We start from the raw sequence: 22766 nt of genomic DNA, 5'->3' as shown, positions 1-22766 counted from the left end.
GTCTATTCGGGGTCGTGAGCGTCGGGGCGTGTTCCTCAGGGACAGCCCGGGCCGGAGCTGGGCTTGGTGCACACGTCGACTCCCGCTCCACCGTTGCTGGTGTTGTTTCCCGCTCCGCCGTCGAGGGTGTCGTCGCCCCGGTCACCGGTGAGCTGGTCGTTGCCGGGCCCGCCGGACAGCGCGTCGTTGCCCGTACCTCCGTTGAGCCTGTCGTTGCCGGGCCCGCCCTCGATACGGTCCTTGCCCGTACCACCCCGTAGCGTGTCGTTGCCGGTGCCTCCACACACCAGGTCGTTCCCGCCGGCGCCGTCGACCCTGTCGTTGCCGCCCCGAGCGAAGATCACATCATTGCCCGGTGTACCGGTGATGGTGTCGTTCCCGTTCGTTCCCGTGATCGTGGGGGTGGCGTTCGCGCAGGTCGGCGTCGGCGCGTGCACCACCGCTGTCGCCACCCCGTTCGGTTGGTCGCCGACGCTGATGGCGGTGATGACGGTGTTGGTGGCGGTATCGATCACCGACACGCTGTCGCTGAATTCGTTGGTGACGTAGGCGCTGGTGCCGTCCGGGGTCACCGCCACCGCGGTGGGGCCGTCACCGAGGCCGCTGATGGTGATGGTGACGCTGTCGGTGTCGGTGTCGATCACCGACACGGTGTCGTCGGCGGTGTTGGTGACGTAGGCGCTGGTGCCGTCCGGGGTCACCGCCACCCCGAGCGGGCTGTCGCCGAGGCCGTGGATGGTGGTGGTGACGGTGTCGGTGGCGGTGTCGATCACCGAGACGGTCCTGCTGAATGTGTCGACGACGTAGGCGTGGGTGCCGTCCGGGGTCACCGCCACCCCGTTCGGTAGGTTGCCGACGCTGATGGGGGTGCCGATCACTGTATTGGTGGCGGTGTCGATCACCGACACGGTGTTGTCGTCGGCGTTGGTGACGTAGGCACGGGTGCCGTCCGGCGTCACCGCCACCGCGACGGGGCTCTCGCCGACATCGATGGTGTCGGTCACTGTGTTGGTGGCGGTGTCGATCACCGACACGGTGTTGTCGTCGGCGTTGGTGACGTAGGCGCGGGTGCCGTCCGGGGTCACCGCAACCGCCCACGGGTCGTCGCCGACGCTGATGGGGGTGGCGGTCACCGTGTTGGTGGCGGTGTCGATCACCGACACGGTGTTGTCGTCGGCGTTGGTGGCGTAGGCACGGGTGCCGTCCGGGGTCACCGCCACTGCGGACGGGTTGTCGCCGACGGCCTGGCTGGTGATGTGGACGGTGGCGGTGACAGTGTTGGTGGCGGTGTCGATCGCCGACACGGTGTTGCCGAAGGAGTTGGTGACGTAGGCGTGGAGGCCGTCCGGGGTCACCGCCACCCCCTGGGGGTTGGCGCCGACGCCGATGGAGTCGATCACCTTGTTGGTGGCGGTGTCGATCACCGACACGGTGTCGCTACCGAAGTTGGTGACGTAGGCGCGGGTGCCGTCCGGGGCTACCGCCACCGCGGACGGTTCGTTGCCGACGCTGATGGGGGTGCCGGTCACCTTGTTGGTGGTGGTGTCGATCACCGACACGGTGCCCGGGCCTACGTTGGTGACGTAGGCCTGGATGCCGGTTACCGCCACCGCGGACGGGCCGTCGCCGACGCCGTGGATGGTGCCGGTCACCTTGTTGGTGGCGGTGTCGATCACCGACACGGTGTTGTCGTCGGTATTGGTGACGTAGGCGCTGGTGCCGTCCGGGGTCACCGCCACCGCGGACGGGCCGTCGCCGACGCCATGGATGGTGCCGGTCACCGTGTTGGTAGCGGTGTCGATCACCGCCACGGTGCCAGGGCTGGAGCCGTTGGTGACGTAGGCCTGGGTGCCGGTTACCACCACCCCGATGGGGTCGTCGCCGACACCGCTGATGGTGTCGATCACCGTGTTGGTGGCGGTGTCGATCACCGCCACATCGTCTGCGATGGTGACGTAGGCACGGGTGCCGTCCGGGGTCACCGCCACCCCGTTCGGTTGGTTGCCGACGTCGTTGATGGTCTTGGTGACGGTGTTGGTGGCGGTGTCGATCACCGACACGGTGTCGCTGAACACGTTGGTGACGTAGGCGCGGGTGCCGTCCGGGGTCACCGCCACCCTCAGCGGGCCGTCGCCGACGCCATTGATGGTGGTGTTGGTGCCGGTGTCGATCACCGACAACGTGCCGCTGCCGGAGTTGGCGACGAAGGCGTAGCTGCCCGGGGGGACCGCGGCCGCCGATCCCACCGGCACCGCGATCACCGTCACCGCCGCCATGGTCAGGGCCGACAGCGCCCCGGCCACCCGCCGCCTCCACCGCCCCATCACCGACACGCCCCGCCTCCGTCTGCCATCAGCGGCGCGCTCCACGACCGCGGCAGCACGGTCGTGCTCCAGGCTCTGATCCACGTTCAACGCTTCTCCTCAATTGCTGCCGGACATCCATCGCGACGGGACCAGCGGATACGCCCCTGCCTGGAGTGAAGGTGGTTCCCTCACACCAGACCGCCCGGACTCCCCGACCACCCCAGCCCCCCCCTTCCGCCGCCGACCCGCCGAGGAGGCATGACCCCGTCGATGAGCAACTGCGTGCCGGAGGTTTGAGGGCGGGCCCGACCGCCCGCCGAACGGCGACAGTCGACACAGGACAGCCGGCACCCAGCACCCTGAGAGCGCGGGGATCCGGAACACCGGGGAAGAGCGGCCGACCGCGGCAACACTCTGTGCCGAAGAGACCAGTGCAACCGCCCCTGCCGCGTTTCTCCCGGCAAGGATGGGCGACCCACCGGTTTTCGCTACGCAACGTAATGCATGACATGCGGAGGGTGACAGGTGTCGCCGCGCCGGGTCACCCGTACGGCCCGGTGCACGAGGTGAGGTCCACGCTGGGGCTCCACGGCCGTCCTCGGATTGTCGTGACCTGAGCATGTGGAGTCGGCTCGTCCGACCGGCCGAGGTGGGCGTGCCGGGCTGACGCCATGAGTGAACGCAAGCCGTATCCGAGCGACCTGTCCGACGAGGCTTCAGAGTCCCCGCTCAGACACCGGTCGGACGCGGATGCCGTCATGGGCGGGTGGGAGAAGGGATTTCCTACGGCTCAGCATCCGCACCCTGTACCCCCTGCTCACCACGATGTGCGCCCCACCCCCGGCCGGTGATCGCCGCAGTACGGATGCGCCGCGGCAAGGCAGCCGATTCCCGCGGGGCCCCGAAGTTCGTCAGCGAGACGCTGGCCACCGCCATCGAGGCAGGCTGCATCGGCACCCGGATCCTGCGAGCGGACTCGCAGTTCTACAACGCCGGGGTGATCGCCGCCTGCCGCCCGGCCGGAGCCCATGAGAGTACAGCTGCTGATCATTTATCACCTCGAGACTGCCGGGCTCTCTCCCTTCGCCTGAGGGCCGACGGCTGCACTGATCTCGCCGTGATGGCGGTCCTGTTCTTCGTTCTCGGCCTGAAACTGCTCGGTGACGGCATCGGCATCCTCACCTCCTGACACAGCAGACCCACCCGAGGCAGGGTTCGCGGTGGAGACGCCCACAGAGCCGGCAGGTGTACGCAACCGGGGAGGAGAGGTGCGTCAGTAGCCGGTGCCGCGCTTGACCTGGGCCCGCTCGTTCTCATGGGTCGCGCCCTTGTCGTCCAACGTGCGACACGCGTCCTCGATGTCCTGGCTCAGGCGATCGATCTGCTCACGGCTCAGGGTCTCCTTGACCAGGGCACGCATGATCTTCACCCGCTCCGCGTTGGGCGGGAGCGTGTACGCCGGCACCATCCAGCCGCGCTCGGCCGAGAGTTGCCAGGCGACGTCGGACTCGTCGTAGGCGTGCTTGCCGTCGAGACGGAAAGCCACCAGCGGCAGCTGCTCGAGGCCACTCCCGATCACTTCGAAGCGACCGCTGCTGCGCAGGTTGTCCGCCAGTGCGTGGGCGTTCTCCTGCAACATCTTCATGACGTAGGTGTAGCCCTGGCGACCGAGCCGGACGAAGTTGTAGTACTGCGCGAGCACCATCGACGCGCCGGTGGAGAAGTTCAGCGTGAACGTCGCGTCGGTCTTGCCCAAGTAGTTCTCGTGGAACACGAGGTCCTTGGGCAGGTCGGACTCCTCGCGGAAGACCAGCCAGCCGATGCCGGGGTAGACCAGCCCGTATTTGTGTCCCGAGACGTTGATCGAACGGACCTGCTCGAGCCGGAAGTCCCATTTCGAGTCCGGGTAGAGGAAGGGCCACACGAATGCGCCACTGGCTCCGTCGACGTGCATCGGGATGTCGAGGTCCCGCTCCTTGCGGACGTCCCGCAGGAGCTTGTCGATCCCGACGACGTCGTCCTTGTGCCCGGTGAACGTGGTGCCGAGCACGGCGACGACGCCGATCGTGTTCTCGTCGAGGTGAGGCTCCACGTCCTCCGGACCGATCGTGTACTTGCCCTCGGCAAGCGGCACGATCCGCGGCTCGACGTCGAAGTAGCGGCAGAACTTCTCCCAGACGACGTGGACGTCCCCGCCGAAGATCAGGTTGGGTCGGTCGACCGACAGATTGGCCGCCTGTCGGCGCTCCCGCCACTTCCACTTCAGCGACAGCGCCCCGAGCATGATCGCCTCGGACGAGCCCTGGGTCCGGCATCCCGTTGTCTTACCCGGCGCGTTGAAGAGGTCGGCCAGCATGCGCACGCAACGCTGCTCGATCTCGGCGGAGATCGGGTACTCCGCATGGTCGATGAAATTGCGGTGGAGATTCTCGGCAATGATCCGTTGCGCCTGCGGCTCCATCCACGTGGTGACGAACGTGGCGAGGTTACGCTGCGGGTCGCCCTCCATGGCGAGGTCCACATCCAGCAGCCTCATTGCGTCCGTCGCATCCATGCCTTTCTCGGGGAAAGTCTCCGAAGGAGCGGGCACGGTCAAGAACCTGTTGCCGAAAAGGTCCGCGTCGTCACGCTTAGTCATATGACGATTCAAACAGCGCCGGTACGTGCCTCGGTGAGGGACACACCGAGACAGAGGCTCCGAACTGCCGGCGACCCTGCGCGCACGGAACAGCCCCTTCTTCGGGAAGAGGTACCGACCAGAACTTCCAAGGTGGTCGGTGCCCCACCCTCACACCGAGGGCGCCACGGGCACCCTCTCGTCAACGGCGAGAGGGCTGAGATGAGGCGCTGGCGCAGGTCTCCGTGCGGCCTCGTTGGTGTCAACCGTCGATGTCAGAGGCCCTGGAACGTCTGCCCGCTCTCGGTCCTGGCCTGCCTCCTGAGGGGACCACCGGCTGAGCCCGAGGCCAACAGCCACCCGAGTCGGTCAAGCCATGGTCGAGCCTGCTTTCCGTCATGACTCACTCATGAGCGAAACGTGATCGCCCCAGGAAAGGCAAAGAAACGTTCCCGCTTCAACGTGCATCTTGTTGACGTGACCCCGACATCCATACGGTCTGCCCGGCCGCTGCGCACATCCTGCGGAGCGGCCGTACCGCGCACCCCCCCACAGCCCTTCCCGGTACACCCACCATGTGGAGGACGTACGTTGCGCAGAACCGTATCCCTCACCGCCGTGGCCACGCTCGCCACGGCCGCCCTCGCCCTGGCCACCCCCCTGGGCCAGGCGGCCCAGGCCACAGCCTCCCCGCCCCAAGGCGTCACCGTCGCCCACGCCTGCGCCGCCCCGACGAAGAAGGGCGAGATGGCCTGCAATGCCCTGCAGGTCACCGCGGGCACCCCGAAGTCGGCGCACGCCGAGAGCGATCTGAGCGCGGCCGCCGCGCCATCCGGCTACGGCCCCGCCTCGCTGCAGGCGGCGTACAACCTGCCGTCCGCCAGTGGCGGTTCGGGCCAGACGGTCGCGATAGTCGACGCCTACGACGACCCCAACGCCGAGTCCGACCTCGCCGTCTACCGCTCCCAGTACGGCCTGTCTTCCTGTACCACGGCCAACGGCTGCTTCAAGAAGGTGGACCAGAACGGCGGTACCAGCTATCCCCGCGGCGACTCGGGCTGGGCCGAGGAGATCTCACTCGACCTCGACATGGTCAGCGCGGCCTGCCCGAACTGCAAGATCCTGCTGGTAGAAGCCAAGACGCCGACCATGACCAACCTCGGCACAGCCGTGAACACCGCCGTCCAGCTGGGCGCGAAGTTCGTCTCCAACAGCTACGGCGGCTCCGAGTCCTCAAGCGACTCGACGTACGACTCCAGCTACTTCAACCACCCGGGCGTCGCCATCACCGTCTCCTCCGGTGACAACGGCTACGGCGTCGAGTACCCCGCGGCCTCCAAGTACGTGACGTCCGTGGGCGGTACCTCCCTGAAGACCGCCGCCAACTCCCGCGGATGGACCGACACGGTCTGGAGCGGGGCGGGCTCCGGCTGCTCCAAGTACGACGCCAAGCCCAGTTGGCAGAAGGACACCGGCTGCGCCAACCGCACCGTGGCGGACGTCTCGGCGGTCGCCGACCCGAACACCGGTGTAGCGGTCTACGACAGCTATCGCTCGGCCACCGGCTGGATGGTCTTCGGCGGCACCAGCGCCTCTTCCCCGCTGATCGCGGCGACCTACGCGCTGGGCGGCGCCCCGTCCGCCGGCTCCTACCCGGCGCCTTTCCCGTACGCGCACACCTCGGCGCTGTACGACGTCACCAGCGGCTCGAACGGCAGCTGTAGCGGTTCCTACCTCTGCACCGGCACCACCGGCTACGACGGCCCGTCCGGGCTCGGCGCCCCGAACGGCACCACCGCGTTCACCGGCTGAACAAGCCGGTCGGTGGGCTGCGCGGAGGAACGCCGCCATGCTGCGGCGTCCCTGGTCCTCTGCGGGCCGGAGTCGGCGACAACGCCGGCTCCGGCCTTCCGCGCAAACTCCCTCTCGGCTGCGGACAGCCGACAGCGCACGCGTACGGGCTGTCCCCGGCTCCCGGTCACCGGTCTGCCGTCACCCGCCGGCGTGCACCCGCTTCGCTGAGGCACCCATATGCCGTCAAGCGGTGTGGACGGGCGGCTGTGGCGGGGGCGTGTCGGCGGGTGAGGTGCTTGTAGAGCTCGCGGGCGATGAAGCGTGTGAGGCAGCGCAGGATGTCCTTCGGACAGGTCTTCGGCGGTGCGACGGGCGACGTATTCCTCCCACCGGGGTGCCGACCTCGTCGGTGAGTCGGTCTGCGACGCGCGGGGTGTCCTCGGTACCTGGCATCAGTGCGGCACCTACGGGCGTGGCCGACGGACCGCCACTACTTGTGCTCCTCGCTCCCCTTCCCACCGCCGCTTCTCGTTCCGGCCGCATTGCCCGCGTCATCGGGACCGTTGCTGGAGACGCTGGTCTTGCCTGCCGTGTCCTTGCCGGGATTCGCCGCGCCCGTCCTGGGTTTGCCCGTGCCACCCGGCCTGTCGGGCGCGGCTGTCGCCTGGGTCCGCTGATCGGCGCAATACGCGGCGACCTTGTCCTTGCCGCCCGCAGCCGCGACGAGCCGCTGCCAGGCCGTCGCCTCGAGAGCCTTGCCGCCGCCCTTGACCTGCTCGTAGGCGCGGCAGTGGGCCTCGGTGTCCTTTGCGGTGGCCGGGTGCTTCGTCGCTCGGGAGGCCCCGGGGGACTTCGATGAGGCGCCCGTCGGGTGCGGGCCGGCTGTCGACGGGCGAGGGGTCTCCCGGCTCGCCTCGTCTGCAGACGAGCCGGCAGAACCGACGGCCGCGACCGCTGCGCCACCCAGGGCGATGCTGGCGAACACCACGCCGAACGTTGTTTTCCCGCGCCGCCCGGCTCGCCGCTCCGCGGGCGGCCGCCAGTCGTCCCGGTGCCGTGTACGCGCCTGGTGCGCGCCCGCGCTGCGGGCGGCCCGGAAGGCGGCCAGGGCCTGCTGCTCTGCTTCGAGGTCGAGAGTGCATTCGCGCAGGACGTCGGCCAGCATTGTCTCCAGCGCGCCATAGTCACGTCCGTCCCACGGGCCGGACTCGGTGTGACCGGGGTGCAGGCGGCGGCCTGTGACGTCGTCGCCGTTCAGCCGCTCACCCATGTCCGCCTCCGCTCCCGTTCAACACGCTTCGTTTCATTCGGCGTTCCTGGTGCCTGCCTACGTCCACCGTCGTGGCTCATTCCGACTCCCCCCGCATCCGAGAAGCCTCATCTGCCACAGCCTCTCCCGCCGCGTCGCCCGCGATACTCAGTCGGTGGGCGAGGCGTTTCAAGCCTCGATGCGCGGCGGTGCGTACCGCGCCGGGGCGCTTGCTGAGGACGCGCGCGGCGGCGGGCCCGTCCAGGCCGACGACGACACGCAGCAGCACAGCCTCGGCCTGGTCCTGCGGCAGCTCGCGGATGAGTCCCAGGGCCCGCGCGGTGGACAGGCTCTCCAGAGCCTGGTCGTGCGTGGTGTGCGGGTCGGGCAGGTTCAGTACCTCCTGCTCGGTCGCACCTGAGCGAGGCCGCGTGCGCAGGCGGCGCAGATGGTCCAGTGCCCGGTGCCGGGCGATGGTGGCCGTCCAGCCGCGGAAACCGGCCCCGTCCCCCGTGAACCGCCCGAGGTCTCGGGCGATCTCCAGCCACGCATCGGACGCCACGTCCTCCGCGTCTTCGCCGACCAGTCCACGCAGATAGCCGAGGAGGCGTGGTTGCACGATCCTGTAGGCAATCGCGAAAGCCGTCTCATCGCCGTCCTGGGCCCGCGCGACCGCCGCGGCCAATTCTCCGTCGCGCGAATGTACGCGCCGGGGTTGTGGTACCTGGCCCAAGACTGTCCTCGTTCGCACCGGATCCATTCCGAGTCCATGCCGCCCCACGCTTACCGATCGCGTCGACGGCCCCACTGTCCCCAGCGCGAGCCATCACAGAAGTGTCACAACTCATCAGGCGTCCTCCACGCTCAAGTCGGGACTGGCGCGCAGCTGCCCCATCCGCCCAGCTCCGGAGGAACCGGAAGTTCATCGCCCCGTGGGTCCGGTGCCCGACCGGGAATCGTTCCGGTCCGTGTGACGTTTGGCGTCAGCCTGGCGCTATGTGAGTGTCACTCGCGTGCTGAACGGATCATGGGCGACTGCCCGTCGGCATCGACAGCGCGCACTCCTCAGACCACTCTCCGTGCTGCTCTCAACTCCCCCCGGGACAGCACGGAGAGGGACCGGGGCGGCTGGACCCCCGCCCACTGCACGGGGGTCCAGTCGCCCCGCACACGTCTCGGACCGGCGGCGGGCAGTCGGGCGCGGATCACGGACCTCTCCGGAACCACCGTTCCCGGCGTTCGAGCGTGCTCGCGGTCGCATCGCGGCACAGCAGTCGCCGTGCGCCGTGTTCGGTGGCGCGACGGCGAGCCTCGTGCTGCCGCCCTGTCGTCGACCGACCTGTCCCCCTCAGTCGATTTGCTCCGCTCTGCGAGGCCGAGGTGTAACACTTCCGGCCCAGTCGGCTCTGTCCAAACGGACGGCTGTGTCAGTCAGCCAGGACAAGGAGCACGACTCGTGCAATGGATGGACGTAAGCGACGGTGGGTACGGCGAGGATCCGTACGCCGGCGCTGGGTACGCGTATGCCTACGGGAACGAGTACAACGGCAACGTCACCACCGGCACGGCCACCATGCCCCAGGGCCCAGGACAACCTGCGCAATGGACGCACGCGACAGGTGACGCCTACGCGACCGGGACGGACCCCTACGCCACCAGTCCGAACCTCTACATTCTCGCTACGGATCACTACGTCGCTGGGCCAAGCCCCGCCATGGCGGCCTGGGAGGCTCCGCACTGCGACGCCGTCACCATGCCGCCTCCGGAATTCGACACGCCCGGCGCGCCCGCATCTGTACCGAACCCACCGAAGAGCGAGTCGGTGAGCCCCGTCTTCGTCGATTCCTCGGGGCGACGCCAGCGTCGCGTTCTGCGCGCGGCCCGGCTTCTGGTGATCCCGGCAGGCGGGTACGCCGCCCTGCTGGTCAGCGCCGTACTCGGCGGCCCCAGCCTCAACGCCCCGTTCGTCCCGCAGCCGGACTCCACACACCCCACCAAGCCTCATGCGTCCGCCCCCGATGCCTCACCCGGCGGTCAATCTGCAGGGAGTGTGAGGCCCACCGCGGCACAGAAGAACTCCCGCTCCACGACGGTGCAGAAGACCTCCGGTTCCACCAGCCGGTCGACAGCTTCCACCACCTCTGCGGCTGCATCCGTGCCTGCCGCGGTGCCCACCGGCGTCGCGTCGCCGACCTCGACCTCGGCCCCGACTGCCGCTCCCACCTCCACCCCCACCTCCAAGGGCCGCGCGCTCGGTTCGTCCCACAACCCCGTGAAGTGATCCAAGGCCCTGACGTGACCAACCGCCGACGCCGCAAGAGCCCTTCTCGTCGCAGCCGCACCCGCCAGATCACACCCCGCACCCATTGGCTGCTGCTGAGCGTCCTCACGGCGACCCTGTCGGCGGCCCTGCTGCTTCAGGGCTACACCCACCACATGTTTGGCATCACCTCGGACAACGTGACCGGCACCCGCGGCAGGAACGACTCGGTACCCAGCAAGGTGGCCCACGGCGGACCCGTGATCGCGAACGCCGCCACCTCGCCCTACACCGCCCGAGTGAAGGCCCACACCGTCGCGCTGACCTTCGACGACGGCCCGGACCCCACGTGGACGCCACAGATCCTGGACATACTGCGCCGCAACCACGTGCACGCGACCTTCTTCGTCGTCGGAACCCAAGTCGTCGCCCACCCGGAGCTGGTCCGCCGCATCGTCGCCGACGGCCACCAGATCGGCATCCACACCTTCACCCATCCCGACCTGGCCCACCTCGCCCCATGGCAACGTTCCCTGGAGCTGCGCGAGACGCAACTGGCGGTGGCCGGCGCCGCGGGGGTCACCACCGCGCTGCTCAGACCGCCGTACTCCGCGGACAACGCCGCGCTGGACGACGCCGACTGGTCCGTCCTCAAGCAGGCCGGCGCCGCGGGCTATGTCACGGTGCTCGCCACCCAGGACGCCGACGACTGGCAACGTCCGGGCGTGGACCGCATCCTCGCCAATGCGACTCCCCACGGCCCGGCCGGGCAGATCGTACTGATGCATGACGCCGGCGGTGACCGGTCGCAGACCGTCGCCGCACTGGCTTCCCTGGTGCCACGGCTCAAAGCACGAGGCTTCGAGTTCACGACGGTCTCCGACGCGGTCGGCATGACCGCCCCCGTCCAGCCCGCCGGGTTCGGCGAGCATCTCCAAGGCCTTGCCCTCATCAAGGTGCTGCAGGGCGGCGACTGGGTCGTGTGGTTCCTGGGCCTGCTGATGTACGCGGCCGGAGCGATCAGTGTGCTGCGCGCGGCGGCCGTACTGATCGCCGCCCGGCGGCACCGGCGCATGCGGACACGGCGCCGGGGCCGGTCCTGGGGGCCGCCGGTGGTCGAGCCGGTCAGCGTCATCGTCCCCGCGTACAACGAGAGCGCCGGGATCGAGGCGGCGGTGCGATCGCTGCTCGCCTCGGACCATCCGGTCGAGATCATCGTGGTCGACGACGGCTCGACCGACGGCACCGCCGACCTGGTCGACTCGCTCCGCCTACCGGTGCGAGTGATCCGCCAACAGAACGCGGGCAAGCCCGCCGCACTCAACGCAGGGCTCGCCGTCGCCACCTACGACCTGGTGGTCATGGTCGACGGCGACACGGTCTTCGAACCGGACACCGTCCGCACGATCGTGCAGCCCTTCGCCGACCTCCGCGTGGGCGCCGTCTCCGGCAACGCCAAGGTCGTCAACCGTGGCGGTCTGCTCGGCCGATGGCAACACATCGAGTACGTGGTCGGATTCAACCTCGACCGTCGCCTGTTCGACCTCGCCGAATGCATGCCGACCGTTCCCGGAGCGGTGGGCGCATTCCGCCGCCACGCGCTGCTGGACCTCGGTGGCGTCAGTGACGTCACCCTTGCCGAGGACACCGACCTCACCATGGCGCTGTGCCGAAACGGCTGGCGGGTGGTGTACGAAGAGGGCGCAAAGGCCTGGACCGAGGCGCCCGCGTCACTGAACGCCCTGTGGCGGCAGCGGTATCGCTGGTGCTACGGCACCCTGCAGGCGATGTGGAAGCATCGTGGCGCGCTGGTGCAGCGCGGTGCCGCAGGGAAACTGGGCCGTCGCGGCCTGATCTATCTGCTGCTCTTCCAGGTGCTGCTGCCCCTGCTCGCACCCGTGGTCGACGTCTTCGCCCTGTACGGGCTGATCTTCCTCGACCCGGTCCGGATCATCGGGCTGTGGCTCGCCTTCCTGCTGCTGCAACTCCTGATGGGTCTGTATGCGTTCCGCCTCGACGGAGAACGGCCAGGCCCGCTGTGGAGCCTGCCGCTACAGCAATTCGTCTACCGGCAGCTGATGTACCTGGTGGTGATCCAGTCCGTATTCACCGCCATGACGGGCTCACGCCTGCGGTGGCAACGCATGGAGCGGTACGGCAGCCTGCAGGCCCCAATAGGCGCTGAGAAAACCCTTAATGGCCACCCTCCGCAGGAACCCGGGTTCGCGCAGCCGACACCGTACGACGGCTTTTCGTACGCGGCACCGTACGACGAGTATGCGCAGCCCTCACCCCACTACGGCCTCCGGCAGCCCGCACCGCACGAGACGCCGCATTGGTAGCGAGAGGGGACGTGCCACTGCGCGCGGGCTGCAGGATCAGTGGGTGCCGTCGGCCGCCGAGCGAGCGCAGCGAACCTTGAACCAGAAGCGAAGGTCGCAACTCGGCCGAGGCTGAGGACTTAGCAATACCCGCCTCAAGTCCAACCCCCTCCCGGACTGGGAAGGGGCTCAGCCGAGCACAAGGTGCGCGTCAGACCCACTCCACCTCGGAGACGATCTGCGAGGGCTCTCTAGAAACCGGCAGTGGCATACGGGATGACACCGGCGGTGCCGACGAGCGAAGGCGCGCAAAGGCATCGTCGGGGTGCTCGATCGAGTCAAGCGCCAAGTACCTCGTCGACGCTGCGGGGCTCTGTACGCGGCTGCTTGTTGAGCTTGTGGCGTTCGATGGAGGATTGCCGATAGACCTCCTTGCGCGCCCGCATGATGTTGCCCAGGGGCGCGTGCTCGGCGGTGACCCGCCAGGGCGTGAAGGACAGCGCGTCCATCTTCTCCAGATTCTCCGGCGCGGAGATGTCCTGCTGCGGCAGCCGCAGCTTGGCCACGGTGAAGGACGGCGAGAGCTGCTCGGGCCACTCCACGGTGGTGTCCTCCACCGGCATGCGCTCCAGGTCGGCGCAGAGCTGGACCTGGATGTCGAAGGCGTAGGGCCGCTCCTGCAGCTCGGCCTGCAGGGCCGGCCGGAAGACCTCCGCCGCCGAGGTCGGGTCGATGGTGCGCCGGACCACCGCGGCGGCAGAGTCCGGGTCGGGGGTGATGCGCACCTTGGCGATGTAGTCCCCGTGCCGGACCGCGCCCATCGTCCAGTAGCTCGACAGCAATATGTTTGCGGGAGGGGTCTTCGACAGGCGCAGGAAGGCCAGGAACTCGTCCCATGCCCAGTTGTCCTGATCCAGGGTTCCCTTTCCGGTCACGAACTCGGTGAAGAAGCGATGCGCACCGGGTCGCCCCTGGGAGAAGTAGGCAGGGGCGTTCAGGAACAGTTCCTGGATGAACAGGTAGTGCTCGATTGTGTTGCAGAAGAAGACCGGTCCGTTGATGTTGGCGTAGTCGAATGTGCCCGTGTCCGGTTCGTCTTCCAGCAGGGTCGGGCCGGGGATGTCGAACATCTTCAAGGCCAGTCCGGTAGCGGCGCCCAGTCGTGCGTCGGCGCCGGCGTGGGGCGAGCCGTTGGAGAAGCGGATGAGCGCATCGTGCGTTCCCGGAGTCGCGTAGATCCCCTGAGCGTATTCGGGGGGCAGCCCGTCCAGGATCTCCACTTCCCCTCGGACCAGCCCGTAGCCCTTGGCGTGGGCGTCACGCAGGGCCCGTCCGGTGCCACCGGCCTCGACCGACTCGGAGATGTAGCTCTCGGTCCTTTCGATCACCGACTTCAGGTTCTGGTCGAAGTGCGGATCGTCGTCTTCGACGTCCGGCGTGTAGCGGACGAACTGTGTTGCCATGACTTCGACCTCTTCTCGAAGACCGTCGCGGGGCCCTAGGCGGTTGGAATTGCCCTCAGTCCTCCAGTTCGGCGATCCAGCGCAGCGCGCGCAGACCCGGCACGAAGCAGTACTCACCGCCGCGGGTGACCACGAAGCTGGGCAGGTTCTGCAGGCGGCGCCGGACCGGCTTCTCGGGGATGGTGACGCTGCCGGTTCCGCCGTGATGCCCGGCCACCGGGTCCTTCTCGCCGGGGTAGCCGATGAAGTTGCCGTCGTTGACCCACTCGGCCTTGATGAACTCGAACTGCCGTTCCAGGTGGGCTCCGAGGAAGACTCCGACCAGGCCCCGGTCGGCGCCGTCGTCTTCCAATACGCCCTCGGGCAGTGGAGGACCGTAGGTGGTGCCGCGGCGGATGAGGCGGTGCATCCGCGCGTCGCCGATGATGGTGGAATCGCGGGGGTTGGTGCGCCGGATATGCGCACCGGCGGGGCACCGGAAGCCTCGGTCGTCGTTCTCCCGGTACAGGAAGTTGTTGACGCGGTGAGGATCGGCCGCCAGCTCCGGGTCGTCGTGGTCCGGCGTCAGCGTCAGCGGCGCCCCGCTGGGCCAGCGCCCGACCATCTTCGCCGCCAGGAGTGCCTCCTCCTCGACGCTGGAGGTGTTTGCGCGCAGGTACCGGCGCCAGGCCGCCACATTGGTGTGGACCTTGCGCACGGCCGCGTACGTCCCGTTACGCCCCAGCACATCGGGGCTTGGCATGGGGGGCAGGCTGCCGGTTTCGTCGGGGTAGCCGAGGATGAATTCGCCGGCCTTGATGGGGGCTTCCTGCGGGTTGGAGCCGGGCAGTCCGACGCCCTCGATGTTCGGATGACTGATGCCGTCGCGGAATCCGAAGGTGGTGCGCCCGGTCGGGAGCTGGTGAACGTCCTGCTGCCAGATCACCTGGATACCGGGCGTGTCCTCGTAGGCGACACGGGCCCGCTCCAGCTCCTCTTCCAGCTGTGCCGTATCTGAGGAGAGGGCGCTCAGCGCGATATGGATATCGCCCGTTCCGAACGGTGCCTCCCAGTGGGCCGGGGCGCTCTCGCCCACGTCGCCGATCAGCTCCGCACGAGCGGCCATGCCCTCACGAAACGCCCGCGGAAAGCTGTCCAGCGACTCCTGTGGCACCCCCAGCGCGCTCAGTCCCTGGTAGGTGAACGCCACAGCCACCCAGGCATCCTGGCTCCGATCCACGCTGGGCAGACCACTCGCCGTCACCGGAAGCAGCCGCCGCAGCAGGGCGCGCCCGGCGTGGCGGTCGTCGACGCGCAGGAAGATGAACTTTCCCTTGTACGGCACGGGCCGTGGACGCAGTGCCCCGCTCTGGACGTCGTCGATCTCAACGCCCATACCGGCCGCGCTGCTGCCTGCCACCGTGTTCATGTTCGCGTGTGCCTCCATATCGGCCTCTGCCTGGGCAGGCCTGCAGAGGCCGACCCGCGCCCGACGCGGTCCACTGATGTTGGGTCGGCTCTGAGGGTTGGTTGTGTCCGACTTCTAGGCCGCGGCTTCCTCCAGCAGCTTCTGAAAGGCGGGCGTGCCCACCAATGCCGAATTAGCCGGGTTATCCAGCATTGCCCGGAATTCGGCGGTGTCCAGCACATCCTGGAACGCGTCGTCCACGCGGTGGTCCTTGTAGATCTGCTGAACGGTCAGGTCGGGGTAGGCGCTGACGAAGACTCCCGCGGGCTTCTGGTGGGCAAGGAACCAGTCCTTGACCCCTGGATCTTTGATGCCGGGGAACCCTTCGCTGTGTGAGAAGACCTTGTCGAAGCGGGCCCCGACTACCGTCTTGGCGAAGTCGTCGATGTAGGTGTCCCAGGAGCCGTCGAAGACGCTGGCGAACATGAACCTGGTGTCGTCGTCGAAAATGACGTGCCGTGCGTCATGCAGCGTGCCGATCTGGCGCAGCGCCGCATGGACATTCTCGTCATTCGCCGCGTCGCCGAGCCAGGTGAGATCCTCACGCAACGCATCGGCCTCGCCCGGCTTGATCTTGGTGAAAACGGTGAACTCGTTGGCAACCCCATCCGTCCTGCCCGGGTGCTCAGGGTGAGCCGACGGGGTTGCACCTGACGTCGCAGCCATTGTGAGGATCTCCTGCCACGGATCGGTGCGAGGGTCGCCCAGCGCCCGAACATGGGGCACCATCGCCCTCACATTCCCATCCTCACCGCGGACGCACTGCCTCGCATCCCGGGCCCTGGGCATGGCTGCCACCTGGGGCGGATGCCCTGGAAACTCCGGCCCCTGCGGGGTCCAACCTGATTCCTCCCGTCCCGAGAAGCTCCCGAGGACAGATTCACCCACGCGCAGGAAGATGGAAGTGGTGGGACGTGCCGAGTACGTCGTTGTCACCATTCTTGGGCCGCCACTTCCGCGTGGCGCAGCCGATCGCACATGAGCTCGATGCGCCGCCGAGGTGGTCGGGAAACGCTCTCGCGCCAAGCCCTGCTCAACTGGATCGCCACCCTGACCCACACGGAGGCAGCCATGGGCGCAGTTCTCGGTGACGTACTGGGTTTCGCAGCCGCCGTCGCGGTCAGCCCGCTCCCGATCATCGCCATCATCCTCATACTCGCCACGCCTCGGGGACGTCTCAACGGCCCCCTCTTCACCGTCGGCTGGATTCTGGGACTCTCGGCACTGGGCGCAGTGATGCTGGCGATCGCTTCCCCGGCGGGTGCCTCCGCGCACAATCAGCCGGCCACCTGGGTGGGAGCTCTCAAGCTCGCTCTGGGCCTGCTCCTCGTCCTCTTCGGCGCCCGGCAATGGCATCGGCGCCCAAAGGATCCCTCGCAAGCTCAGCTGCCGAAGTGGATGGGCGCGATCGACCACCTCACACCGATCAAGGTCTTCGGGCTCGGACTTGCCCTGGCTGCACTCAATGCCAAGAACGCCCCGCTGACCATCGCCGCGGCCGCCTCCATCGGCTCAGCCGGCCTGCCGGTCGGAGAGCAGATCGCATCGCTGGCGATCTTCGTCCTGGTCGCCACCCTCGGCCTGCTGGCCCCGCTGGGAGTCTTCCTGCTCGGTGGAGACCGAGCCGCGACCATGCTCGGCAATTGGAAGGACTGGGCAGCTCAGCACAATGTCGCGGTGATGGCGGTCCTGTTCTTCGTGCTCGGCCTGAAACTGCTCGGTGACGGCATCGGCATCCTCACTTCCTGACGCAGCAGACCTACCCGAGGCAGGGTTCGCATACGACGGCGGCGGACTGCACAAGGGCGCCACAGGCGCCCTCTCCGTCAACGGTGAGAGGGCTGAGGTGAGGCGCTGGCCAGCACCCGGCCGCCATCTGCCAGGCCACAGACCCACACGCCAGCGAGAAGCAACGAGCCCCCTCCCAATCAAGGAAGGGGGCTCAGCCGGTATCGGTCGCGTGGCAGCGCCGGACTGCCCTCAGACCCACTCCACCTCGGAGACAATCCCGGCAACGCTTCCAGGCTCCGGCAACGGCGTCCGAGGGGACACCGTCGGCGCAGACGGGCGGAGGCGCGAGGCGCCAGCCGAAGACAGCGCGGCAGCCACCTCGTCCTCGCTCGCCCCCGCCAGCGCCTCAACCACCCGATCGAGCGCCCCCCTCACCTCAGTGAGTGTGACCGCTCGAAGCGGGCGTCGGGCCGGCGTTCTTGACCGTCAGGGGCAGGAGCTTCTTGCCCGTGGGGCCGATCTGGATGTGGGTGTCCATCTGCGGGCAGACGCCGCAGTCGAAGCACGGGGTCCAGCGGCAGTCCTCGACCTCGGTCTCGTCGAGGGCGTCCTGCCAGTCCTCCCACAGCCAGTCCTTGTCGAGGCCCGAGTCGAGGTGGTCCCAGGGGAGGACCTCCTCGTAGGTGCGCTCGCGGGTGGTGTACCAGTCGACGTCGACGCCGAACGCCGGGAGCGTCTTCTCCGCGCAGGCCATCCAGCGGTCGTACGAGAAGTGCTCGCGCCAGCCGTCGAAGCGGCCGCCGTCCTCGTAGACGGCGCGGATCACGGCACCGATGCGGCGGTCGCCGCGGGAGAGCAGGCCCTCGACGATGCCCGGCTTGCCGTCGTGGTAGCGGAAGCCGATCGAGCGGCCGTACTTCTTGTCGCCGCGGATCTTGTCGCGGAGCTTCTCCAGGCGGGCGTCCGTCCCCTCGGCGGAGAGCTGCGGGGCCCACTGGAAGGGGGTGTGCGGCTTGGGGACGAAGCCGCCGATGGACACCGTGCAGCGGATGTCGTTCTGGCCGGAGACCTTGCGGCCCTCGGCGATCACGTTCATCGCCATGTCGGCGATCTGCATGACGTCCTCGTCCGTCTCCGTCGGCAGGCCGCACATGAAGTACAGCTTCACCTGGCGCCAGCCGTTGCCGTAGGCGGTGGAGACGGTCCGGATGAGGTCCTCTTCCGAGACCATCTTGTTGATGACCTTGCGCATGCGCTCACTGCCGCCCTCGGGGGCGAAGGTGAGGCCGGAGCGGCGGCCGTTGCGGGTCAGCTCGTTGGCCAGGTCGACGTTGAAGGCGTCCACGCGGGTGGAGGGGAGGGACAGACCGATCTTGTCCTCCTCGTACCGGTCCGCGAGGCCCTTGGCGATGTCGCCGATCTCCGAGTGGTCCGCGGAGGACAGGGAGAGCAGGCCGACCTCCTCGAAGCCCGTCGCCTTCAGACCCTTCTCGACCATCTCGCCGATGCCGGTGATGCTTCGCTCCCGCACGGGGCGCGTGATCATGCCGGCCTGGCAGAAGCGGCAGCCGCGCGTGCAGCCGCGGAAGATCTCCACGGACATCCGCTCGTGGACGGTCTCGGCCAGCGGGACCAGCGGCTGCTTCGGGTAGGGCCACTCGTCGAGGTCCATGACGGTGTGCTTGGACACGCGCCACGGCACGCCCGACTTGTTCGGTACGACACGGGCGATGCGGCCGTCGGGGAGGTACTCGACGTCGTAGAACGCCGGGATGTAGACGCTGCCGGTCTTCGCGAGGCGGAAGAGGACCTCCTCGCGGCCGCCGGGGCGGCCCTCCGCCTTCCAGGCGCGGATGATCTCGGTCATGTCGAGCACGGCCTGCTCGCCGTCGCCGATGATCGCCGCGTCGATGAAGTCGGCGATGGGCTCGGGGTTGAAGGCCGCGTGGCCGCCCGCGAGGACGATCGGGTCGTCGACCGTACGGTCCTTGGACTCCAGGGGAATCCCGGCGAGGTCGAGGGCCGTGAGCATGTTCGTGTAGCCCAGCTCCGTGGAGAAGGACAGGCCGAACACGTCGAAGGCCTTCACCGGGCGGTGGCTGTCCACGGTGAACTGCGGGACGCCGTGCTCCCGCATCAGCGCCTCCAGGTCCGGCCACACGCTGTAGGTGCGCTCGGCGAGGACGCCCTCGCGCTCGTTCAGTACCTCGTAGAGGATCATGACGCCCTGGTTGGGCAGTCCGACCTCGTAGGCGTCGGGGTACATCAGCGCCCAGCGGACGTCACAGGCGTCCCAGGGCTTGACCGTGGAGTTGAGCTCTCCGCCGACGTACTGGATCGGCTTCTGCACGTGCGGGAGCAGAGCTTCGAGCTGCGGAAACACAGACTCAGCGGCCTCGGCGGTTTCGGCGGGCATCTCGCGAACCTTCGTGAGCTGACAGGGGTGACCATCTAGCCTAACGCGGCCGGAGGGGAGCACCGGACCGTCGGCCGCCGACCCGGCTCCGTCTCCGGCTCCGTCTCCGGCCCAGCCCCAGCCCCAGCCCCAGCCCCAGCCCCAGCCCCAGCCCCAGCCCCAGCCCCAGCCAGGGTGCCCGAGGGGCGGGCACGGAAGCCGCCGGGCGGTCAGACCGCCGTCTGCTCCTCCACGGCCTCCCACAGGCCGGGCAGCGCCGCCTCGGCCTCCGCCGCCCGCTGCTCCTCGCGTCCGTACAGCACGCCGTACGTGAAGGCGTTCTCCCCCGCCCCGTGGGCCTGTGCCGACAGCTCGCGCAGCGCCTCGCGCGTCATCACGCTGTCCTGGTGGTCGCCGAGCAGGGTCTGCAGGGACTTCATCGACCTGACCAGGTCGGCCGCGGGCCCGCCGAGGGCGGGAGTGGCGGCCTCGGCCGCGTACCGGGCGCGCTTGGCCTTCTTGCGGGCCTCGTGCATCGCGCTGTCGCGGTCGGTGCCCGGGGGCAGGTCGAGAGCCTGTCCGACCAGACCGGCGACCTTCCCGTAGTCCTTGCGGACGGCCTTCGCGATCACCGTCGAGGGATCGCCGCCCGCGGCCTTGAGCAGCGGCGGGTCGGTGACGAGCGCGTCGAGCGCGATCAGCAGGTCGAGATACCTGCTCCCGTCCAGTACGGCGATCAGGCGCCGCCGGGAGCCGCCGCGGCGGGCGTGGGCCCAGGTGCGCAGCCGGGTGCGGACGGGTCCGGAGACCAGGGTGCGGGGAAGGCCGTCGAGGGACTCGGTGAGCCGTTCGGTGAGTACTTCCTGGTCGCGGTCGACGCCCAGCTCGCCCGCGAGCCACTTCAGTTCGTCACCGATCGGATCGGTGACGGAGCGGTCGAGGACCTTGGCGTACGAGCGGAAGGCGCTGCGCATCCGGCGGGTGGCGACGCGCATGCTGTGCACGGAGTCGTAGACGTCGCGGCGGACGGCGGGGTCCAGTTCGACGATCGCGTCGCGCTGGGCGCGGAGGTAGGCGAGGACGTGGTCTCCCGCCGTGACGGGGGCGTCCTCGGGCCCGGCGGTGGCGGACTTCTTCTTCTTGCCCGTCTCGCCGAGCGCCCTGGCGAGCTTCGAGGGCGAGGAGGAGCGGCTGATGCCCGCCTTGCGGAGCTTCTTCTCGACCTTGTCGAGGAAGGCGGGGTCGCCGTCGTCCGCGAGTTCGACCTCGATCTCGGTCCACTCGGCGGTGCCCTTGCCGCCGCTGAGCCGCTCCGCGTGGACGCGGTCGAGGCTGACCTCGGCGAGCAGGGCGCCGGAGGCGTCGACGAGGTGGCGGACGTCGCGGGCCGACAGCAGGCGGACGAGGGGGACGAGTTCGGCGTCGCGCACACGGGAGCGGACGAGGCCGCTCAGCGCGCGGGGGACGGTGTCGGAGAGCGGCGCGCGGACCTCGTCGCGGACGCCTTCGGAGACCGGGAGTTTGAGGTGCCAGCCCGCGTCGTCACCGCCGGTGCGGCGGCGCAGCGTGAGGGAGGCGGCGGCGAGCCGCTGGTCGGCCGTGTCGTAGTAGGTGGCGTCGAGCTCGGCCAGACCCTTGTCGATGACGCCGGCGACTCCTGGTACGCGGGTCAGGTCCGGCAGGCCGGTATCCCCTCCGGCCGAGGGACCCTCGTACTTCCGCTCGATCTCGCGCTTCGTGTCCGCCATGAACCGAATCTAGTGCCGTCGGGGCCGGGATGGCAGTGCCCGGCCCCGCGGGAGTGCAGGAAGGGGCCGGAATTCGCCCCGGGCCGGCGCCCGCACCGGGCCGGCATCGGCCCGGACCCGGACCAGCCCCCGCCTCCGAGTCCGTTGCCGGCACCGGCACCGGCACCAGCACCAGCACCAGCACCAGCACCAGCACCAGCACCAGCACCAGCAACCGACTACGCCGACATGGGTCGCTGCACCCGGATCGACTGCAACAGCCCGACGGCCACCCACACCGCGAACATGGACGAGCCGCCGTACGAGACGAACGGCAGGGGAAGGCCGGCGACGGGCATGATGCCGAGCGTCATGCCGACGTTCTCGAAGGCCTGGAAGGCGAACCAGGCGATGATGCCGGCGGCGACGATCGTGCCGTACAGCTCGGTCGTCTCGCGGGCGATGCGGCAGGCGCGCCACAGGATGACGCCCAGCAGGACGAGGATCAGCCCGGCGCCGACGAAGCCCAGCTCCTCCCCCGCCACCGTGAAGACGAAGTCGGTCTGCTGCTCGGGGACGAACTGGCCGGTGGTCTGAGAGCCGTGGCCGAGCCCGGTGCCGAAGAGGCCGCCCGAACCGATCGCGATACGGGCCTGGTTGGTGTTGTAGCCGACGCCGGCCGGGTCGAGGTCGGGGTTGGCGAAGGCGGCGAAGCGGTTGATCTGGTACTCGTCCAGGATGTGCAGCTGCCAGACGGCGATCGCGCCGAGGGCGCCGGTGCCGAGCAGGCCGAAGACCCAGCGGTTGGAGGCGCCGGAGGCGAGCAGCACACCGAGGATGATGATCACCATCACCATGACCGAGCCGAGGTCGGGCATGAGCAGCACGATCATGATCGGTACGGCGGCGAGGCCGAGGGCCTGAAGGACCGTGCGGTGGTCGGGGTAGGGCTTGTCGCCCGCGTCGACACGGGCGGCGAGGAGCATCGCCATGCCCAGGATGATCGTGATCTTCACGAACTCGGAGGGCTGGAGCGAGAAGCCGCCGCCGAAGACGATCCAGGCGTGGGCGCCGTTGACGGTGGCGCCCAGCGGGGTCAGCACCAGCAGGATCATGAAGACGGAGACGCCGTACAGGATCGGCACGGCCGTGCGCAGGGTGCGGTGGCCGAGCCAGATGGTGCCGACCATCAGGGCGAACCCGATGCCGGTGTTCATGAGGTGCCGGACGAGGAAGTAGTACGGGTCGCCCTGGTTGATCTCGGTGCGGTTGCGGGTCGCCGAGTAGACGAGTGCCGTACCGATCAGCGAGAGCGCGATCGCCGACAGCAGTATCGGCCAGTCGAGCCGGCGGGCCAGCGAGTCGCGGGCGAACAGGCGGGTCCAGCCGGCACGTTCGGGTCCGTACCCGGAGACGGAGAAGTTGTTCGCTCCGGTCATGTCGGCATCCTCAGCAG

Annotated in this window: 15 protein-coding genes; 4 read left to right on the top strand and 11 right to left on the bottom strand. The window is 68.8% G+C overall.

Going from position 1 to position 22766, the window contains the following annotated elements:
* Positions 1 to 35: 35 nt before the first annotated feature.
* Positions 36 to 2408, bottom strand: a complete 2373-nt coding sequence (locus ABEB03_RS05100) for a YVTN family beta-propeller repeat protein (protein WP_345641798.1) — start codon at positions 2406 to 2408, stop codon at positions 36 to 38.
* Positions 2409 to 3153: 745 nt separating this feature from the next.
* Between ABEB03_RS05100 and ABEB03_RS05095 the strand changes: the two genes are divergently transcribed.
* Positions 3154 to 3495 carry a hypothetical protein gene (locus ABEB03_RS05095; protein WP_345641795.1) on the top strand — a complete coding sequence of 114 codons (342 nt, stop codon included), beginning with the start codon at positions 3154 to 3156 and terminating at the stop codon, positions 3493 to 3495.
* An 84-nt stretch (positions 3496 to 3579) separates the two neighbouring features.
* On the opposite strand, the gene ABEB03_RS05090 is transcribed toward ABEB03_RS05095, so the two are convergent.
* Entirely contained in the window at positions 3580 to 4944 is a 1365-nt protein-coding gene (locus ABEB03_RS05090) for a glutamate decarboxylase (protein ID WP_345641792.1), read from the bottom strand.
* A 570-nt stretch (positions 4945 to 5514) separates the two neighbouring features.
* On the opposite strand from ABEB03_RS05090, the gene ABEB03_RS05085 reads away from it, so the two are divergent.
* Complete coding sequence (locus ABEB03_RS05085; protein ID WP_345641787.1) at positions 5515 to 6735, top strand: S53 family peptidase; 1221 nt, start codon at positions 5515 to 5517, stop codon at positions 6733 to 6735.
* Between the two features lie 472 nt (positions 6736 to 7207).
* Here ABEB03_RS05085 and ABEB03_RS05080 read toward each other — a convergent pair whose 3' ends face one another.
* The 3 genes from ABEB03_RS05080 to ABEB03_RS05070 form a co-directional block, all read right to left on the bottom strand.
* Positions 7208 to 7987, bottom strand: coding sequence for a hypothetical protein (locus ABEB03_RS05080; protein ID WP_345641783.1), 780 nt, complete (start codon positions 7985 to 7987; stop codon positions 7208 to 7210).
* 76 nt (positions 7988 to 8063) lie between these two features.
* Entirely contained in the window at positions 8064 to 8699 is a 636-nt protein-coding gene (locus ABEB03_RS05075; protein ID WP_345641780.1) for an RNA polymerase sigma factor, read from the bottom strand.
* 1301 nt (positions 8700 to 10000) lie between these two features.
* Positions 10001 to 10189 carry a hypothetical protein gene (locus tag ABEB03_RS05070; protein WP_345641777.1) on the bottom strand — a complete coding sequence of 63 codons (189 nt, stop codon included), beginning with the start codon at positions 10187 to 10189 and terminating at the stop codon, positions 10001 to 10003.
* Positions 10190 to 10261: 72 nt separating this feature from the next.
* Here ABEB03_RS05070 and ABEB03_RS05065 point away from each other — a divergent pair, with 72 nt between their 5' ends.
* On the top strand, positions 10262 to 12568 hold the full coding sequence (locus ABEB03_RS05065; RefSeq protein WP_345641774.1) for a bifunctional polysaccharide deacetylase/glycosyltransferase family 2 protein: 2307 nt from the start codon (positions 10262 to 10264) through the stop codon (positions 12566 to 12568).
* A 317-nt stretch (positions 12569 to 12885) separates the two neighbouring features.
* Here ABEB03_RS05065 and ABEB03_RS05060 read toward each other — a convergent pair whose 3' ends face one another.
* The 3 genes from ABEB03_RS05060 to ABEB03_RS05050 form a co-directional block, all read right to left on the bottom strand.
* On the bottom strand, positions 12886 to 14010 hold the full coding sequence (locus ABEB03_RS05060; RefSeq protein ID WP_345641771.1) for a catalase family protein: 1125 nt from the start codon (positions 14008 to 14010) through the stop codon (positions 12886 to 12888).
* A gap of 55 nt (positions 14011 to 14065) precedes the next feature.
* Positions 14066 to 15418, bottom strand: coding sequence for a Dyp-type peroxidase (locus tag ABEB03_RS05055; RefSeq protein WP_345641766.1), 1353 nt, complete (start codon positions 15416 to 15418; stop codon positions 14066 to 14068).
* 114 nt (positions 15419 to 15532) lie between these two features.
* Entirely contained in the window at positions 15533 to 16186 is a 654-nt protein-coding gene (locus ABEB03_RS05050; protein WP_345644066.1) for a hypothetical protein, read from the bottom strand.
* 249 nt (positions 16187 to 16435) lie between these two features.
* Between ABEB03_RS05050 and ABEB03_RS05045 the strand changes: the two genes are divergently transcribed.
* Positions 16436 to 17206 (top strand): GAP family protein, encoded by a 771-nt coding sequence (locus ABEB03_RS05045; RefSeq protein WP_345641763.1) that lies wholly within the window; start codon positions 16436 to 16438, stop codon positions 17204 to 17206.
* Positions 17207 to 17624: 418 nt separating this feature from the next.
* Here ABEB03_RS05045 and ABEB03_RS05040 read toward each other — a convergent pair whose 3' ends face one another.
* The 3 genes from ABEB03_RS05040 to rodA form a co-directional block, all read right to left on the bottom strand.
* Positions 17625 to 19604 (bottom strand): TIGR03960 family B12-binding radical SAM protein, encoded by a 1980-nt coding sequence (locus ABEB03_RS05040; RefSeq protein ID WP_345641759.1) that lies wholly within the window; start codon positions 19602 to 19604, stop codon positions 17625 to 17627.
* 209 nt (positions 19605 to 19813) lie between these two features.
* The gene (locus tag ABEB03_RS05035; RefSeq protein ID WP_345641756.1) at positions 19814 to 21331 is read right to left on the bottom strand and encodes a CYTH and CHAD domain-containing protein; all 1518 of its coding nucleotides are present in this window, start codon (positions 21329 to 21331) and stop codon (positions 19814 to 19816) included.
* A gap of 218 nt (positions 21332 to 21549) precedes the next feature.
* Positions 21550 to 22749, bottom strand: coding sequence for a rod shape-determining protein RodA (rodA, locus tag ABEB03_RS05030; protein WP_028802624.1), 1200 nt, complete (start codon positions 22747 to 22749; stop codon positions 21550 to 21552).
* Positions 22750 to 22766 lie beyond the last annotated feature (17 nt).

Origin of the sequence: Streptomyces siamensis, assembly GCF_039543605.1 — a bacterium.
In the GTDB taxonomy this organism is placed as follows: domain Bacteria; phylum Actinomycetota; class Actinomycetes; order Streptomycetales; family Streptomycetaceae; genus Streptomyces; species Streptomyces siamensis.
Note: the sequence above shows the minus strand (reverse complement) of the source record. Positions and strands in the feature narration are given on the sequence as shown.

Coding starts and splice junctions, on each gene's coding strand:
- ABEB03_RS05060 (WP_345641771.1), bottom strand. CDS start 14,010: ATGGCAACACAGTTCGTCCGCTACACGCCGGACGTCGAAGACGACGAT.
- ABEB03_RS05040 (WP_345641759.1), bottom strand. CDS start 19,604: ATGCCCGCCGAAACCGCCGAGGCCGCTGAGTCTGTGTTTCCGCAGCTC.
- rodA (WP_028802624.1), bottom strand. CDS start 22,749: ATGACCGGAGCGAACAACTTCTCCGTCTCCGGGTACGGACCCGAACGT.
- ABEB03_RS05090 (WP_345641792.1), bottom strand. CDS start 4,944: ATGACTAAGCGTGACGACGCGGACCTTTTCGGCAACAGGTTCTTGACC.
- ABEB03_RS05080 (WP_345641783.1), bottom strand. CDS start 7,987: ATGGGTGAGCGGCTGAACGGCGACGACGTCACAGGCCGCCGCCTGCAC.
- ABEB03_RS05050 (WP_345644066.1), bottom strand. CDS start 16,186: ATGGTGCCCCATGTTCGGGCGCTGGGCGACCCTCGCACCGATCCGTGG.
- ABEB03_RS05055 (WP_345641766.1), bottom strand. CDS start 15,418: ATGAACACGGTGGCAGGCAGCAGCGCGGCCGGTATGGGCGTTGAGATC.
- ABEB03_RS05045 (WP_345641763.1), top strand. CDS start 16,436: ATGAGCTCGATGCGCCGCCGAGGTGGTCGGGAAACGCTCTCGCGCCAA.
- ABEB03_RS05035 (WP_345641756.1), bottom strand. CDS start 21,331: ATGGCGGACACGAAGCGCGAGATCGAGCGGAAGTACGAGGGTCCCTCG.